Annotated in this window: 15 protein-coding genes; 5 read left to right on the forward strand and 10 right to left on the reverse strand. The window is 59.4% G+C overall.

Going from position 1 to position 14,260, the window contains the following annotated elements; all coding sequences use genetic code 11:
* Positions 1 to 74 precede the first annotated feature (74 nt).
* Positions 75 to 614: an antibiotic biosynthesis monooxygenase gene (locus B2W22_RS02875; protein WP_175124265.1), complete on the reverse strand. Its 540-nt coding sequence runs from the start codon at positions 612 to 614 to the stop codon at positions 75 to 77.
* 200 nt (positions 615 to 814) lie between these two features.
* Here B2W22_RS02875 and hpxZ point away from each other — a divergent pair, with 200 nt between their 5' ends.
* Both hpxZ and B2W22_RS02885 read left to right on the forward strand, forming a co-directional pair.
* On the forward strand, positions 815 to 1,189 hold the full coding sequence (gene hpxZ, locus B2W22_RS02880) for an oxalurate catabolism protein HpxZ (protein ID WP_175124266.1): 375 nt from the start codon (positions 815 to 817) through the stop codon (positions 1,187 to 1,189).
* 126 nt (positions 1,190 to 1,315) lie between these two features.
* A complete protein-coding gene (locus B2W22_RS02885; RefSeq protein ID WP_175124267.1) occupies positions 1,316 to 1,870 on the forward strand; it encodes an NADPH-dependent FMN reductase in 555 nt (184 codons plus the stop codon).
* 125 nt (positions 1,871 to 1,995) lie between these two features.
* On the opposite strand, the gene B2W22_RS02890 is transcribed toward B2W22_RS02885, so the two are convergent.
* From B2W22_RS02890 to B2W22_RS02905, 4 genes are all read right to left on the reverse strand, one after another.
* A complete protein-coding gene (locus B2W22_RS02890) occupies positions 1,996 to 2,898 on the reverse strand; it encodes a hypothetical protein (RefSeq protein ID WP_286936111.1) in 903 nt (300 codons plus the stop codon).
* Positions 2,899 to 3,080: 182 nt separating this feature from the next.
* Positions 3,081 to 3,983, reverse strand: a complete 903-nt coding sequence (locus tag B2W22_RS02895; protein WP_175124269.1) for a DUF6708 domain-containing protein — start codon at positions 3,981 to 3,983, stop codon at positions 3,081 to 3,083.
* Positions 3,984 to 3,990: 7 nt separating this feature from the next.
* Positions 3,991 to 6,990: a T6SS effector BTH_I2691 family protein gene (locus B2W22_RS02900; protein WP_286936112.1), complete on the reverse strand. Its 3,000-nt coding sequence runs from the start codon at positions 6,988 to 6,990 to the stop codon at positions 3,991 to 3,993.
* Positions 6,991 to 7,895: 905 nt separating this feature from the next.
* The gene (locus B2W22_RS02905) at positions 7,896 to 8,111 is read right to left on the reverse strand and encodes a dodecin (protein WP_056563617.1); all 216 of its coding nucleotides are present in this window, start codon (positions 8,109 to 8,111) and stop codon (positions 7,896 to 7,898) included.
* Positions 8,112 to 8,297: 186 nt separating this feature from the next.
* Between B2W22_RS02905 and B2W22_RS02910 the strand changes: the two genes are divergently transcribed.
* The gene (locus B2W22_RS02910; RefSeq protein WP_175124271.1) at positions 8,298 to 8,816 is read left to right on the forward strand and encodes a DUF6496 domain-containing protein; all 519 of its coding nucleotides are present in this window, start codon (positions 8,298 to 8,300) and stop codon (positions 8,814 to 8,816) included.
* A gap of 53 nt (positions 8,817 to 8,869) precedes the next feature.
* Here B2W22_RS02910 and B2W22_RS02915 read toward each other — a convergent pair whose 3' ends face one another.
* Entirely contained in the window at positions 8,870 to 9,772 is a 903-nt protein-coding gene (locus B2W22_RS02915; protein WP_175124272.1) for a LysR family transcriptional regulator, read from the reverse strand.
* A 113-nt stretch (positions 9,773 to 9,885) separates the two neighbouring features.
* Here B2W22_RS02915 and B2W22_RS02920 point away from each other — a divergent pair, with 113 nt between their 5' ends.
* Positions 9,886 to 10,680: an SDR family NAD(P)-dependent oxidoreductase gene (locus tag B2W22_RS02920; RefSeq protein WP_286936113.1), complete on the forward strand. Its 795-nt coding sequence runs from the start codon at positions 9,886 to 9,888 to the stop codon at positions 10,678 to 10,680.
* Positions 10,681 to 10,705: 25 nt separating this feature from the next.
* The gene (locus B2W22_RS02925) at positions 10,706 to 11,719 is read left to right on the forward strand and encodes a zinc-binding alcohol dehydrogenase family protein (protein ID WP_286936114.1); all 1,014 of its coding nucleotides are present in this window, start codon (positions 10,706 to 10,708) and stop codon (positions 11,717 to 11,719) included.
* Between the two features lie 63 nt (positions 11,720 to 11,782).
* Here B2W22_RS02925 and B2W22_RS02930 read toward each other — a convergent pair whose 3' ends face one another.
* The 4 genes from B2W22_RS02930 to B2W22_RS02945 all read right to left on the reverse strand — a co-directional run bounded on the left by B2W22_RS02930 (position 11,783) and on the right by B2W22_RS02945 (position 14,174).
* Positions 11,783 to 12,139, reverse strand: a complete 357-nt coding sequence (locus tag B2W22_RS02930; protein ID WP_175124275.1) for a hypothetical protein — start codon at positions 12,137 to 12,139, stop codon at positions 11,783 to 11,785.
* 67 nt (positions 12,140 to 12,206) lie between these two features.
* Positions 12,207 to 13,109 carry an aldose 1-epimerase gene (locus B2W22_RS02935; protein ID WP_286936115.1) on the reverse strand — a complete coding sequence of 301 codons (903 nt, stop codon included), beginning with the start codon at positions 13,107 to 13,109 and terminating at the stop codon, positions 12,207 to 12,209.
* 98 nt (positions 13,110 to 13,207) lie between these two features.
* Complete coding sequence (locus tag B2W22_RS02940; protein ID WP_286936116.1) at positions 13,208 to 13,600, reverse strand: YkvA family protein; 393 nt, start codon at positions 13,598 to 13,600, stop codon at positions 13,208 to 13,210.
* 163 nt (positions 13,601 to 13,763) lie between these two features.
* Positions 13,764 to 14,174, reverse strand: coding sequence for a hypothetical protein (locus B2W22_RS02945; RefSeq protein ID WP_286936117.1), 411 nt, complete (start codon positions 14,172 to 14,174; stop codon positions 13,764 to 13,766).
* Positions 14,175 to 14,260 lie beyond the last annotated feature (86 nt).

Below are 14,260 nucleotides of genomic sequence, written 5' to 3' on the forward strand. Positions count from 1 at the left end.
GCTTTTGGGCTTTTGGGCTTTCGCGTTTTCGGGCTTTCGGGCCGCTCCTCGGGCGGCCGCCACGCCGGCCCGGTTCAGCTGGCGCGCAACCAGCGGTGCAGCACGCGCGTGATGACGGGAATGCAGACAAACACCATGATGGGCGTCAATATCACGCTCGTGATCAACACACGCCAGAACACCGGCAGGATGCTCAAGTGCTCGCTCACCAACACCGAGAACACCAGCAGCACCGGAAAGTAGGCCAGCCATATGCTGACCGCCTGCTTCCAGCGCGGCGGCGTGCTGGCCTTCGGCGCAAACCACCCAGCCGTGCCGCTCACCCGATGCTCATGACTCGCGCGCACCAGCGTCGCGCCGCGCTCCAGCCACATGCGGCGTGGCAAGGACTTTTCCCATCGGTTCAGGCTGGCCTCGTCGGTGAAGCGCAGCACGATCTGATACTCATCGCCGCCTTCCGGCGGCTGCAGCACGCCAGATCCAAGGAACCCTGGAAAACCCGCCGCCAGGATTTCGCCCTGACGCATCCAGGACAGGAAATCGCTATAGCGCTCGGGCGCGATGTGGCGCGTCACCAGCATGGTGACCGGACTGGAAACGGCAGAATGAGACATGGCGGAACTCCTGGGCAGCGTGCAGCGTGTTATGCACGTTAACCCTAGCAATCCGTGTGCCAGCCTTGCGGCGCAGCATTTGCCCCTTGGCGGTGTCATTAAGCCAGACGGCCCAAGTAATTGCGCACCGCAACACACCCCATATTGGTGATAACCCCTACTCGACGCACCAGTTCGGTGCATATCGGAGATAAGCAGCAATGGACATCAACCTACCCGACGTCTTGGCCGAAGTCACGACCGCCGTTGAACGCTACGAAGCCGCACTGGTTTCCAACGACGTGCAAGTGCTCGACACCCTGTTCTGGAACAGCCCTCACACCCTGCGTTACGGCGCCGGCGAAAACCTCTACGGTTACGACGAGATCCGCGCCTTCCGCGCACGGCGTTCCCCGCAAGGCCTTGCAAGAGAGGTCCTGCGCACCGCCATCACCACCTATGGCCAGGACTTCGCCACCGCGAACCTGGAATTCCAGCGCGAAGGCAGCACGCGCATCGGACGCCAAAGCCAGACCTGGATGCGCACGCCGCAAGGCTGGCGCGTGGTGGCGGCGCATGTCAGTTTGATGACCTGACGCGGCCATCTGCCTTGGCATGACTCGCGACCGACGACGCCATATGAATATGCGCAATCGGCATTGAGCCTGGCCCCGTGCAGGTCTACACTGGCTGTTCCTTTTTCCTCGTTGGAGCACACGCTCATGAGCACATACAAGATTGCAGTCTTTGTCGGAAGCCTTCGTGCCGCCTCGATCAATCTGCGCCTGGCGCGTGCGCTGGAAAAGCTGGTTCCGGCCGACTTCAAGTTCGAGTATGTGAGCCTGGGCGACATCCCGCTCTACAACCAGGACAACGAAAACAACCTGCCCGCGCCCGCCGCCAAGCTCAAGCAACAGATCGCCGACGCGCAAGGCATCCTCTTCGTCTCGCCCGAGCACAACCGCTCGGTCCCGGCCGCCATCAAGAACGGCATCGACTGGGGCTCGCGCCCGTGGGGCCAGAACTCGTGGCCCGGCAAAGCCGTCGGCATCGTGGGCGCATCGCCCAGCGCCGCTGGCACCGCCATGATGCAGCAACACCTGCGCAACATCCTGGCCGCCGAAGGCGCCAACGCCCTCACCACGCCGGAAGTCTTCCTGCAGTATTCCGAAGGCCTGGTCGACGACCAGTTCATCATCACCAACGAAGGCACCCGCAAATTCCTGCAGGGCTGGGTGGACCGCTACGTCGACTGGGTCAAGAAATTCAACACCTGATCTGCCGCCGACGCCGGCCACGCGCAGCGTGCCGGCGCCGATCGCCCGACCTACCTCCGGGCGATCAAGCCCCTCGATTCGTCGAGGGGTTTTTTTTTATCTAGGTATCTGGCACTTGAGCGCGCTCATCGTTGACGACTCGCCATGGCCTCGTCACGTCCCCTACCTGGAACAGGCGGCGGCAGACCTTGGACCTTCAACATTCGGCACGCCGAATACCAACAAAGTGCGCAAAACATGTTGTACGGAAAAAACACGAACCACAGCGGTAAGAGCCAATTGCTCTTTCCTTGCGTCTCATTGGGTTCCCCAGTTCGCCAAGGCAAGTAATGGCGTAACGCTTCGGCGGGAGTCAGGCAGATGCGAACGTTCGGACTGTTCCACCAGCTAGATTCGCCAGGTTCAGGCAGTTCATCTGGACCTTTATCCATAAAAGTTCGGACGAACTCCCATATTTGCGCCACATATATTTCGAACGGCTCGGTCGGCGCGTTGCTTTCGATCGAAACAAACAGTGAAACCGGCTTGGTTTTAGCACTGCCAATACTGGTTAATTCAGCCTGCATTCTGATTATCAAAGAATGGACTACAACTACAGCCCTACGGGTAAATTCCACCTCCGACTGATGACCGGCGGTCGCTGACCTCCAGTCGCCAGAGATCACCTGCCCGCGTTGTCTGTAGTAGACCTTTCCACTAAATCGGTCAAATACGAAGTCGGATAGATTTTTAATCATCCGAACCCTCATCACCAGCACCAGAACCATAAATACCCAGACAGAGGCCACCGTAATCAGAAGACCGTAACTAAACCAGGCATATCCAAGAGCTGCCGCCATGAAATAGCATGCCGCTGCTAGCCCACCCCCAATAACGGCCGACGCGTGCAGTTTTCCCATCATCGCGGAATCTGCGATCCATGGGTTTCGTATCCGCAAAAAGCCCCGGTCCACACTCACCAGTTGGTCTCCAATTGCTGGGGGCACACCGGCGCTGTCCTTAACTAACCAAATCCAGTCTATCGCCACTGGCAATCCTCAATTTATGTGCTAATAGTGCAATTTTGTATAAACGATTGATCGCCTTTTGATCTTCCGACCCGTGTGGCATTAAGAATAATCCTGAAAAACGCGTTCGATCTAAGCCCCAAACACCCATTGCCCATGTTCAGCGGACTCGACCGATTATTTTGAAACGATTCGCACTGCGCTCATCGTCGACGACTCGAAGCCGAATGGTCATGTCCTAAACCTTGAACAGGCGGTGGTAGGCTGCGGACTTTCAACAGTCCACATACCAAGCACCAACTAAGCGCAGATAACATGTTGAAGGGGAACAACACTAGCCACAGCGGCAACAGCCAATTCTTCTTTCCTTGCATCTCATTAGGTTCCCCCGTGCGCCAAGGGACGTAATGGCGCAATGCTTCGGCTGGTGTCAAGCAAATACGATGATGCGGTGTGTGCCACCAATTCGATTCCGCATGTTCAGGAAGCCTGTCCGGCCCTTCATCCATGAACCGCCGAATGAACTCCCATATTTGGGCCACATATAAAGCGTGTGGCTCGGTCGGCTCATTGCTTTCGACCGAAAAGATCAGTCGCGACGGCTCCGAAACGGTCTCACCGCGCTTGACTGTTTCAGCGGCCATTTTCAGAACGAGCGAATGAGTCACCACTACTGCCCTACCGGTGAATTCCAGTTTTGACTGATGACCTCCAACTGCAGAATCCCAGTCACCAAAAACCACACGACCGCGCTCTTCGTAATAAACCTTCCTGGTGGACCTATCGAACACATAATTAGATCGGCTTTTTATTAACCATATTCTCAATGCCAGCATCATAGATACAAATATCAGCATGACAACTACTGAAATCAATAACGCGTAATCGAATTCAACGCCATCACAAATTTCGGCGAGAAAAAACCACGCCGCAGCAGCCGCCCCACCAACCAATGTAAAAGCATGCATTCTCCCCATGAATGCAGAGTCCGAAACATCTGAATTTCGAATTTGCAAACAGGTGCCATCAATCTTTACAAGCTGGTCGCGAATCGCTGGCAGCACCCCGGCACTATCTTTGCTTGACCAATTCCAATCGGATAGCATATGGCGCTCAATCTTTGAACAGAAAATTGGCTTTGACAACGACGTCCTCATCCAACCCTTGATTAGGCGTGAATTCAGCCTTCATTAGCACACTGGCATAATCCACATTTTGTATTTGGTAATGCAACACCAAACCGGAGGAAGTGACAGTACACGTTGGGTCGTCTCCGAATATCGTGACCGTGGGCAGTTCGAGACTTGCCGTTTTTCCAAACCGCACGCGCCGATCAATACTCCAAACCCCGCCATCCCACGTGCTCTGTCCCAGAATGAAGCCGGGTAGGAGAACAACGAATTCAATCTTATCTTTAGACAACCAATTGTCGTGCCACCCGCTTCCTATATCTTTCATCTCTAAGGATTCGACTTGATCTGAGTCGAGTAATATTGGCGCAAAAAAGGCTTGATACCACCCTTTTATTTCGGACTCCGAGTCGGGGTATGTGGGGAGCTTGCGATCTTCATCAAGGACTATATCGTCGCGCTGCTCGCCGTCATTCTTAAGCGTTCCGAACCTGCACCGAGCGGCCCAAAGTTCGATCGGGGAATGCGCTTCTGCAGCAGCCCGAGCTTGAAACCAACCCCCAACCGCCATAATGGCCGCGCCCGTCAAAGCGACTACCGCCGCAATCCAACCCGCAACCGGCACCCCTGCCGACGCTCCTGCGACGGCAGAAAGACCTGCCGCAATTGCACCGGGATACGTAGCCATTCCCACCCCGGCCGCTAAAAACACTGCTCCAGCGTAAGTATATTTTTTCGCCTCGTCGTTCCCACCTCGGCCTAGGCGATAGCCTTTTTGGGCGTCTGCCAATAATCCGAGCAAAATGGCAAAACCACCCGTAAGTCTTCCATAGAGCTTGGACAGGACAACTTTCTTTATTGCAACGGAAAAGGCAAGGCCAGGAAGTTTGTATCCGAACTTCGCCATTACCGCTGAGTAAGCGGTTCGCGTACTCAGCGCTGCGGCGCCCATGGAAGCTATAACTCCCACAAGCGCCGAGGCGAGATTAGTAGCCGCTTCGTGCGTGTATTTTTTCTCTAGCGTCTTAAGCGCATACCCCAGATTAATAATATTGAAGTAGACCATTCCAAAGTTAAAACCAGTTCCGATCGCCGTAGCGCTCAAGGACTTGATCTTAGGTTTGACCGTGGCGGTCTGGGTTTTCTCGAGCAGTACCGTTCTATTTCCTTTAACTTTGACAGTACTGCTTGCCAGCTCCACCTCGGCCATACCTTTATCCACCATTTCCTGCAACTCCTTGGAAATCTCATGTTTCTTGATGAGCTCATCCAGAGTGATATAACGTCCCGCCATCAACCCCAGCGCTTTCTCCAAATTTGCCTCACGGGCAGCCGCGAGAACTTGTTGGCGCAGATTGCGGCTTGCGTCCCAGCGAGTTTTCCCCTTGAGCCGCTTTAGTACTACGGTGGTAACGGTTTGGGATGTCAAATCGGTGACGCCGTCGATGGCTGGAAATTTGAGGCCGAGCTCGGAGATGATGGAATCCGCGGCACCGAGTATGGATCCCACTGCATCCGCTTTATCTTTAAACGGATTAAATGCGGCCAATGAAACATAAACGGCACTTTCAGGATCATCACACCACTTCTCGAGCCGTTCATATCGAGAGTCTCCATCCTCTTTAATGGCGAGCGATTGCGTCATGCTCTGCAGCATCAACGCGATAGACAACTCCAATGCTGCCGCAGACTGGCGATTATTCCTGTCAAATGCTTGGAACGCTGCAGCCAAACTCTTCGGGTCGACCTTATGCTTCGATTCCGCAGTGGATATCCAGCAGTCATGATCTGAACTCGCCTGTTCCAAGTCATGCACCATCACACGCAGTTGCGCATCTGCTTCTTTGCGTTGCCTTAAAAACTCGAAATACCGCTCTGTATCTATTCTTTTAGCCAGGCGCGCCCCAGACGAAGACATTCTTTCGTCGGTCAAAACTTCATATTCCAGCTGCTCCTTCGATGGTATCGACCGATTCGTCGGCTGATTCCGATGCCACTCGCCTCGCCTTGACGCGATACTCTCCGGATCGCCGTGGTTAGTTGGAAACATTGACTTCAAGGTACGAGTCAGCAGCAAGACGGTCAGATTCTTGTGATGAAACTCTGAACTGGCCAGGTGGATTTGTTCGACGTCCAAGCTGAGACAGTCGGGCAGGTGATGCTGACTGGCGCCTTCTGCCCGCTGGCCAGGCCTGCGTTTCAGATCCGTGATCTGATGCTGATACGCAGCGGCGATCAAACCCAAATCAAGGCTGATCCCCTCGGCGTCATTGAGCGCGACCACCGCAGGGACGCGCGGTCGCGTGAAGCGGTAATGGTTGCCCTGAGCGACAAAGGTCGCGACCGACAGGTCATCCTCGCTGGCGTGGCAACTCCATTCAAGCGGCATGCGCTGCCCAAGGGGCTTGAAGTCTTCCACCCAATCCGTCAAAGAATCGGCCGGCAGTATGTGGGCTTGACCAGACGGTGATTTGACGCCGGAGGTCAGTTCGACCATGTCCAAGGGTCGCATGTGAAGCTGGCGCGCTTCAGCATCTTTGGCAATCCTGGCCGTCATGGCATTCGTCCAAAGATGTGTGCTGTAGCCGATCCACACCTCTTTGGCGGTGTCCGGGCTGGTGTCTGCCCACACCCAGCCCATGCGCGCTCCCGTCCTGTACCTGTTCGGCTTGTCGTAGTCCTCCAGACCTGTGTACGTCAGTTCCTGATAATGTCCCTCACCGTCGTACTCATGGATAACGAGCTTTTCGCCCTTGGGACCCTTCATGAACACGTAGACGTATCCCGGACGAAGCGCGCGCAAGGTATAGGACGAAAGCCGCAGACGCTGGAAGTCCGCTTCCAGATTGAAGCCGGACTTGGCGTACCGATACAAGGCAGATCCATCCGCATTCGGGACGACCGCATATCGAATAGGGAGAATGGGAATGCGCGGGCAGCAGGCCGGCGCCGACGTTGCTCCGCCGGCCGTTGTCTTGGACATAGGTGGTTTCCTTTGCGTGCAGACCTATCTCCACCTTCGGGGAGGATCCAGGCCGCCAATAGGAACGCGTCCACCGCAAATGGGAAGTCGCGATGGACGCGCATGGAGTGCGCTTGCATTACCCCATACCTACCCAACATCGGATATCAGACAAAAACTATTTTTCGCGGCAAGCAGCCTGAATGTTCACAAGCTCGCCGGCCTGCAAGCCGTGACGACATTTCGTCAACCCCAAGCGAGCTAGAACCGGCGTTGCACCACACCGCCCTTGATAGTTCCGGACCGAGCCTCCGGAGGTTCTTCCAGTCGGCCGCACTTATCCCCTTCAACTGTGGAGAAAGGTGAGGACAGCCTTGGGGCAGATGCAAAATTCCCTGACGCGCCAAGCACTTGCAGGGCGCGGTCAATAAATGCGCAATCATCCTTATGGACGATTTCTGATGGAGTTATCCCCGGCTTTTGGCGCTAGCGTCCAAGAAAGCCAGGTGTTGCGCACTTCAATGTGGATTTGTCCCCGCCTTCTGTGGAAAAGCATGAGGACAGCATGCGCACAGGTTGAAAATCCTGTTGCATATCAACGCCCTGCGGGGCGTGGTCACGAAACGCCCAAACGCAGTTTTTTTGGGCCTGTGTTGTCCCCGCCAAATGTGGATAAGCCTGAGGACAGCCTAGGGGGAGTCTGCAAAAAGCCTTGCAGGTCAGGGACTTGCAGGCCGCGGGCAAGAAACGCTCACTAGGCAACCGAGATGCGGGCCGCATCGTGAATGACAGGCCTCTTGCAAAAAGCAGACAGGCTTGTCCCCATGGAATGTGGACAAGCCTCTGAACAGTCGCACAACAAGTACAGAAACCCGTTATGCGACAGTCACTTGCGAGGTGCGGTCAAGGAATGACCAGCACCGGGATCAGGAATCGCCTTCGAGGCGCATGCCAATCTTCAATCCCACCTGCCAGTGCGCCACCTTGCCGTCCTTGATGTGACCGCGCACTTCTGTCACTTCAAACCAATCCAGGTTGCGCAAGGTTTCGGACGCGCGCTCAATGGCTTTCGCGATCGCATCGTCGGAGGATTTGGTGGAAGAGCCCACCAACTCGATCTGCTTATAGACATGATTCGACATAGCTCGTCTCCGCTGTGAGGTGAGTCGTGAATCGTCGGTGCTTGGCCGTGTTCCGGCGCTTACGACCGGCAATCCATTCGAACACACAGGATACCTGCGCAGCGATAGAGTGGTGTTACGAGTTCCGTCGCGCGGTCTCGACCGGCGACGGAATCGCTTTTGCAACGCGAAGCAAAGGAGATCACCATGCCTGAACGAAAGACCATCGACCGCGCCAAGCGCGACAAGCGGGAGGGAAAGTCCGCGTCGACGCAGGCCGGCGAATTCGTGCGCGAGGAAATCGACAACGTGCGCGAGGGCAAGCATGGCGTGCGGTCCAGCAAGCAGGCCATCGCGATCGGACTGTCCAAGGCGCGCCGCGCCGGTGTGAAGCTTGGCACGCCCAAGAAGGCCAGCGCCGAAACCAAACGCAAGGCCGAGCAGGACACGCGCGCGGCACACGACGGCCATGCCAAGTCGAGTACGCGCTCCAAGGCGGCGACCAAGGCCCTGAAGAAGGAAAGCACCAAGCCCGCATCGAAGTCGGCGCTGTCACGCAACGCGACCAAGACGGCGAGCAAGCGCACGGCTGCGGACCGCTCGGCTGCGGCTCGCAAGGCCGCGGCGACCAAGGGTGCGGCTGGCCGCTCGGCCGCTGCCAAGAAGGCGGCGCGCACGCGTGCGGCGAACAAGCAGGCAGCGGGCGGGCATCACGCGGCGCATTGATTTGGCGAACGGCTGCGCCGTATCCCTGCCGCGACCCCCCAATCAACGCGCCGCTAACCGGCCTCGAACGCCTTGAAACGCTCCTGCAAAAACTCCCGCAGCCGCCGCACTGCGGGGGATAGGAGCATGCGGTGCACGCACAGCAGGTACAGCGGTGACGATTCGCTGACGTAGCCGGTCAGCAGCTCGACAAGCCGGCCCGCACGCAGATCCGTCAGCACGTCGTAGCGTGATTTGTACGCCACACCGTGCCCGGCCAGCGCCCAGCGCCGCACCAGGTCGCCGTCATCGCCGACGCGATCGCCCTTGACCGGAATGGTGAGGCTGGTGCCGTCATGCTCGAATGTCCAGCGGTCATGCAGGGTTTCGCCGAGCACGAACGACAAGCAGTTGTGCCGCCGCAGATCCGCCGGCGTTTGCGGCACGCCATGTCGCGACAGATAGGCGGGCGCGGCGCACACCACGCGCCGGTTGTGTTCGGCAAGCGGCAGCGCAACAAGGCTTGAGTCGTTCGGGGTGCCGTAACGCACGGCGATGTCGACCGGCTGCCGGTACAGGTCCGCCAGCCGGTCGCTGATGCGCAACTGGAAATTGACGCGGGGATGCTGACGCTGAAACTCGTCCAGCCACGGCAGCAGCACGTGGCGGCCCAGGTCGGAAGGGATCGACACCGACAAGGTGCCGGCGATGTCCGTCTTGTCGCGCGCCATGGCGTTCTTGCCAGCCTCGAGCGTGGAGATCGCCGACCGGGCATATTCCAGATAGCGCTCGCCGTCGCTGGTCAGCCGCAGGCTGCGCGTGGACCGCACAAAGAGCCGCGTTTCAAGTTCCTGTTCCAGCCGCTTGAGCGCGGCACTGGCCACCGCCGGCGTCAGGTCGAGCTCGCGCGCGGCGGCGGAAAAGCTGCCCAGATCCGTCGCGGCGACAAAGATCCTCAAATCCTCGAATCGGACCAATTCCGGCCTCATTTTCAAAAAATTATTGAAACTGCCTGCGATGCTAGCCGGTTTTTCGTGGCTGCGGTGTGGGTAATCATGCACTCATTCCCCGACACGCAAGGAGTCACCGCATGAACATCGAACTGAAGGGCAAGAAGGCATTGGTCACCGGATCGTCCGGTGGCATCGGCCTGGCCATCGCCACCGGATTGGCGCAGGCCGGCGCGCAAGTCGTCCTGCATGGTCGCAATGCAAGCAAGCTGGCGCAGGCCGCGCAGACCATTTCACAGCAGGTGGAAGGCGCACAGGTCACCACCGTGCAGGCGGACCTGGCCACTGCGGACGGCGCGGCGTCGGTCAGCGCCGCGCATCCCGACGTCGACATCCTGGTCAACAACGCCGGCACGTTCACGCCCAAGTCCTTCACCGAAATCACCGACGACGACTGGCAGACCATGATGGACACCAACGTCATGAGCGGCATCCGCCTGTCGCGCTATTACCTGCCGCGGATGCTGGCGGCCAACTGGGGCCGAATCGTCTTCATCTCCAGCGAATCCGCCGTGCAGATTCCCGCCGAGATGATCCATTACGGCGTAAGCAAGACGGCCCAGCTGGCCGTGTCGCGCGGCCTGGCCGAACTGACTGCGGGCACCAATGTCACCGTCAACGCCGTGCTGCCGGGCCCGACGCGTTCCGAAGGCGTCTCCGACTTCTTTGCGGAAATGGCCAAGGAGCAAGGCGTTTCGCAGGAACAGATGGAGCAGGATTTCATCGCCCAGCATCGCCCGACCTCGCTGCTGCGCCGCCTTGCCACGGTGGAAGAAGTGGCGAACATGGTCGTCTACACCTGCTCGACGCAGGCGTCAGCCACCAACGGCGCGGCCCTGCGCGTGGACGGCGGCGTGGTCCGCTCCATCATCTGATCCCTTGAATCACCAGAACCCCATCATGAAAGCCATTGCCTACTTCAAGAACCTGCCCGCCGACCACGCCGACGCGTTGCAGGACATCACCGCCCCCGAACCCGTGCCGGGCGACTATGACCTGCTGGTGGACGTGCACGCCATCTCAGTCAACCCGGTCGACGTGAAGATCCGCGCCAACCGCAAGCCGCAGGAAGGAAAGCCCGAAATCATCGGCTGGGACGCCGCGGGCGTGGTGCGGGCGGTCGGCGCCCGGACCAGCCTCTTCAAGCCCGGCGACCGCGTCTGGTATGCCGGCGCGTTGACCCGACCGGGCGCCAACAGCGAACGCCACATCGTGGACGAGCGCATCGTCGGCCACATGCCCAAGAGCCTGGACTTTGCACAGGCCGCCGCCCTGCCCCTGACCACCATCACCGCATGGGAATTGCTGTTCGACCGCCTGCGCGTGCTGGACAACGCCGCGCCCAGCCAGCGCAGCCTGCTCGTCATTGGCGCGGCCGGTGGAGTTGGCTCGATCCTCGTGCAGTTGGCGCGTCAGCTCACCGGCCTGACGGTGATCGGCACGGCCTCGCGTCCCGAAACCCAGGCTTGGGTGCGCGAACTGGGCGCGCATCACGTCATCGATCACACGCGGCCGCTGACCGAGGAGCTCAAGCGCATCGGCTTTGAAAACGTCAGCTATATCGCCGGCCTGACGCACACGGACAAGCACTTTGCGCAGATGGCCGAGGCAATTGCGCCGCAGGGCAAGATCGCGCTGATCGACGACCCGGCCGCCGTGGACGTCCGGCTGCTCAAGGGCAAATCGGCGTCGCTGCATTGGGAATTCATGTTTGCGCGGCCGCTGCACAACACGCCCGACCTCATCGCCCAGCACGAGCTGCTGAACCAGGCCGCCCGCCTCATCGACAACGGCACCCTGCGCACGACGCTGGGCGAGCACTACGGCAAGATCAACGCCGAAAACCTGCGGCGCGCGCATGCCTTCATCGAAAGCGGCAAGGCGCGCGGCAAGATCGTGCTGGAGGGGTTCTAGAAACGCGGCGATCCCGAGCGGGTCGCATGCGCCAGCGCGGCGCGCGGGGCGCGACCAGGCCTGTCAGGCCCGGCCTTCGCGCTTGGCGCGTGCGTGCGGATCGTTGATTTCGGCTTCCAGCTCGGCAATCAGCCACTGGAACCAGCCGTTTTCCGTGCGGGCATAGACGGCGGCCGCCGGCGTCTTGCCTTCGCGCCAACCCGTCTGGTGCGCATCCATCCAGGCGGACAGGCTCTTGTGCGGAGCCAACAGGCCGGACAGCCAGGACCACACGTAATCGGGCACGTTGCGGCGAAAGCCCTTGGCGCTGGCATAGATGGTCGGCTCCAGCGGCAGGTTGCCCGCACGAGCCAGCTTGGCCTGCGTCCGGCGCAGCGTCTCGACAGCGGCCTGCAATTGTTCGGTGCTGAGCTTTTTCACGTACGACTCCTGATTCTTGGTTTGTGCGGATTATCGCCGCAGGGTGCGGCGGTTACCAAGCTGCCAGTCACTTTTTGCGAGCCGGCGCAAGGCCTAGCAGCAGCGTGGCGGCAAAACGCTCGCCGGGTTCCAGCACCTGCATGCCGGTGCGGGTCTCGCCAGCCGCAGCGAGGTTGAACGCGTCGGCCACGTTGGTGACCGGTTCCACACAAAGAAAATCCGCGCCCGGGGCCGTGTACACCACCAGATGCGCGAATGCGGGGTCGGCATGCAGCGCCAGTTCGTGACCGTCGGGCCAGTGCAGCGTCGCCCGGCCCTGCCATTGCGACAGGTACGTGTCGCAGCCCTCGGCGGACTGGCGCAATTCACGCACCGTCGTCGTTTTGCTTCCCGTGGGGAGACCATTCTCATCCGACGGCCAGATGCGTCTGGCGTGCAGCGACACGCGCTGGGCCGTGAAATACGGATGGATGCCCATACCACATGGCATCGGGGTGTCGCCTTGGTTGGTGATGGACAGCTTCAGGCTAAGCCCGCGGCTGTCCAGGCGCCAGCGCTGCACGCACTCGAACGGCCAGGACCAGCCCAGTACGCCGGCTGGTTGGTCGAGCACGAGGTCGACGCTGTCGGGTGTCAGATTGCGGACCTGCCAGGACTGGAACAACCCGGCTCCATGAATCGCCTGCGGGCGGTTCGGCACGGACTGCAGCGCATATCGGGCGCCGTTGAAGGTGAAGACGCCGTCGCGGATGCGGTTGGAATATGGCGCGAGCGGATAGGATCCGGCGCGAGGCCATTTGCCGGCGGGCCATTCTGTGGAGGTCAGGGGCACGATCCAGTCGTGAGCGCCGGTGGAGAGACGCGTCAGCCGCCCGCCCCCGCCCGGTGCGAATTCGGCTTGGTGGTCGCCACTGGAAATGGAAACGCACTCGGTGGCGTCCAGGACGGCGGGAACGGCAATGTCGGGCATGGGGGTGAAACTCCTGCGGCGTCCACGTGCGCCACGAGGGGGGATTGTGCCCGGCGGGGCAATAAGGCTGCAAGTTGGCGGGATCGTGACGCCGGCGGCTAGTCTCTGGCGGACCACCACAGCCATGCCGCCGCGGCAAAGGCTGCCCAGGCCGCAACAATCAATATCGCGCCGAGGACGCTCCGGGGCTTTGCACCCTTTTCTCGCATCCATTCATCAGCGTGCTGGCGGCAATCCGAGATGACATCCGAAGGAAGGAGTTTGATAATCAGCCAGATCAGGACGGGGAGCAGCAGGACGTCGTCGACGTATCCCAGCACCGGGATGAAATCCGGAATCAGGTCGATCGGGCTCAAGGCGTATGCCACGACCAGCACGCCGAGCGCCTTCGCGTACCAGGGCGTTCGCGGGTCCTTGCCGGCAAACCATAGCGTGACGCCGTCACGCTTGATTCGTTTGGCCCAGGTCTTCAACTTTTCGCTTGTGGTCACGGATGGGCAGACCGTCTGGATAACGCGCCAATTGTATTAGTCGGCATGCGGATCGGCGGGGCTTGCCATCGGTAAGGGGCGCTGCAGATCACGGCGCGGCCGCTGGCTCGTCTAACGCTTGAAGATGTCTGACACTGGACGGAAATGTTTAACAAGTCGCTTGTCAGATGCTGAGCCAAGTCGCCAGCGGCGACAACGACAGCAGCACACCAGCCCACGCTACCTTGCTGCCATCTCGGTGTATGGCATAGACGCCGGAAGCCACGCCGGGAAGCCCGGGGATCAATTCGAAGATGATGTACGGCCAGAGTCCCTCGTGCATCACCACCCACCAGTGCAACCAGGCAGTAGCAATACCGCAAATCAGCGCAAGGATGCTGTAGAAGGACCAACCCAAATCGCGCAGCATGCTGATTCCCTTCTGCTGGTTAATGCTGTTGCCTCGCTTGGTTAGCGAGCAATCGTACCCGAACAGCGCAAACGCATCCGCGAAGGTGATCGTTTCTGCAAGCGTATCGGCTAGATCGCCCGGCATGGTTGTGAACGTACGCTCGATCTCAATCTGGCCCTTCATTGCCCGATGGAGTTCGACGGAGTCAAAAATCGAGGGATTTCTGTTCCAGTCACCGTGCACACGAACCGCCCGCCCATCCGAAAAAT

The organism is Achromobacter sp. UBA4530 (genome assembly GCF_002388205.1).
Taxonomy (GTDB): Bacteria; Pseudomonadota; Gammaproteobacteria; order Burkholderiales; family Burkholderiaceae_B; genus Achromobacter; species Achromobacter animicus.

Bases quoted from the DNA above. Each gene is read 5' to 3' on its own strand.
- B2W22_RS02875 (WP_175124265.1), bottom strand. From the start codon at position 614: ATGTCTCATTCTGCCGTTTCCAGTCCGGTCACCATGCTGGTGACGCGC.
- hpxZ (WP_175124266.1), top strand. From the start codon at position 815: ATGGACATCAACCTACCCGACGTCTTGGCCGAAGTCACGACCGCCGTT.
- B2W22_RS02885 (WP_175124267.1), top strand. From the start codon at position 1,316: ATGAGCACATACAAGATTGCAGTCTTTGTCGGAAGCCTTCGTGCCGCC.
- B2W22_RS02895 (WP_175124269.1), bottom strand. From the start codon at position 3,983: ATGCTATCCGATTGGAATTGGTCAAGCAAAGATAGTGCCGGGGTGCTG.
- B2W22_RS02900 (WP_286936112.1), bottom strand. From the start codon at position 6,990: ATGTCCAAGACAACGGCCGGCGGAGCAACGTCGGCGCCGGCCTGCTGC.
- B2W22_RS02905 (WP_056563617.1), bottom strand. From the start codon at position 8,111: ATGTCGAATCATGTCTATAAGCAGATCGAGTTGGTGGGCTCTTCCACC.
- B2W22_RS02910 (WP_175124271.1), top strand. From the start codon at position 8,298: ATGCCTGAACGAAAGACCATCGACCGCGCCAAGCGCGACAAGCGGGAG.
- B2W22_RS02920 (WP_286936113.1), top strand. From the start codon at position 9,886: ATGAACATCGAACTGAAGGGCAAGAAGGCATTGGTCACCGGATCGTCC.
- B2W22_RS02925 (WP_286936114.1), top strand. From the start codon at position 10,706: ATGAAAGCCATTGCCTACTTCAAGAACCTGCCCGCCGACCACGCCGAC.
- B2W22_RS02935 (WP_286936115.1), bottom strand. From the start codon at position 13,109: ATGCCCGACATTGCCGTTCCCGCCGTCCTGGACGCCACCGAGTGCGTT.
- B2W22_RS02945 (WP_286936117.1), bottom strand. From the start codon at position 14,174: ATGAAGGGCCAGATTGAGATCGAGCGTACGTTCACAACCATGCCGGGC.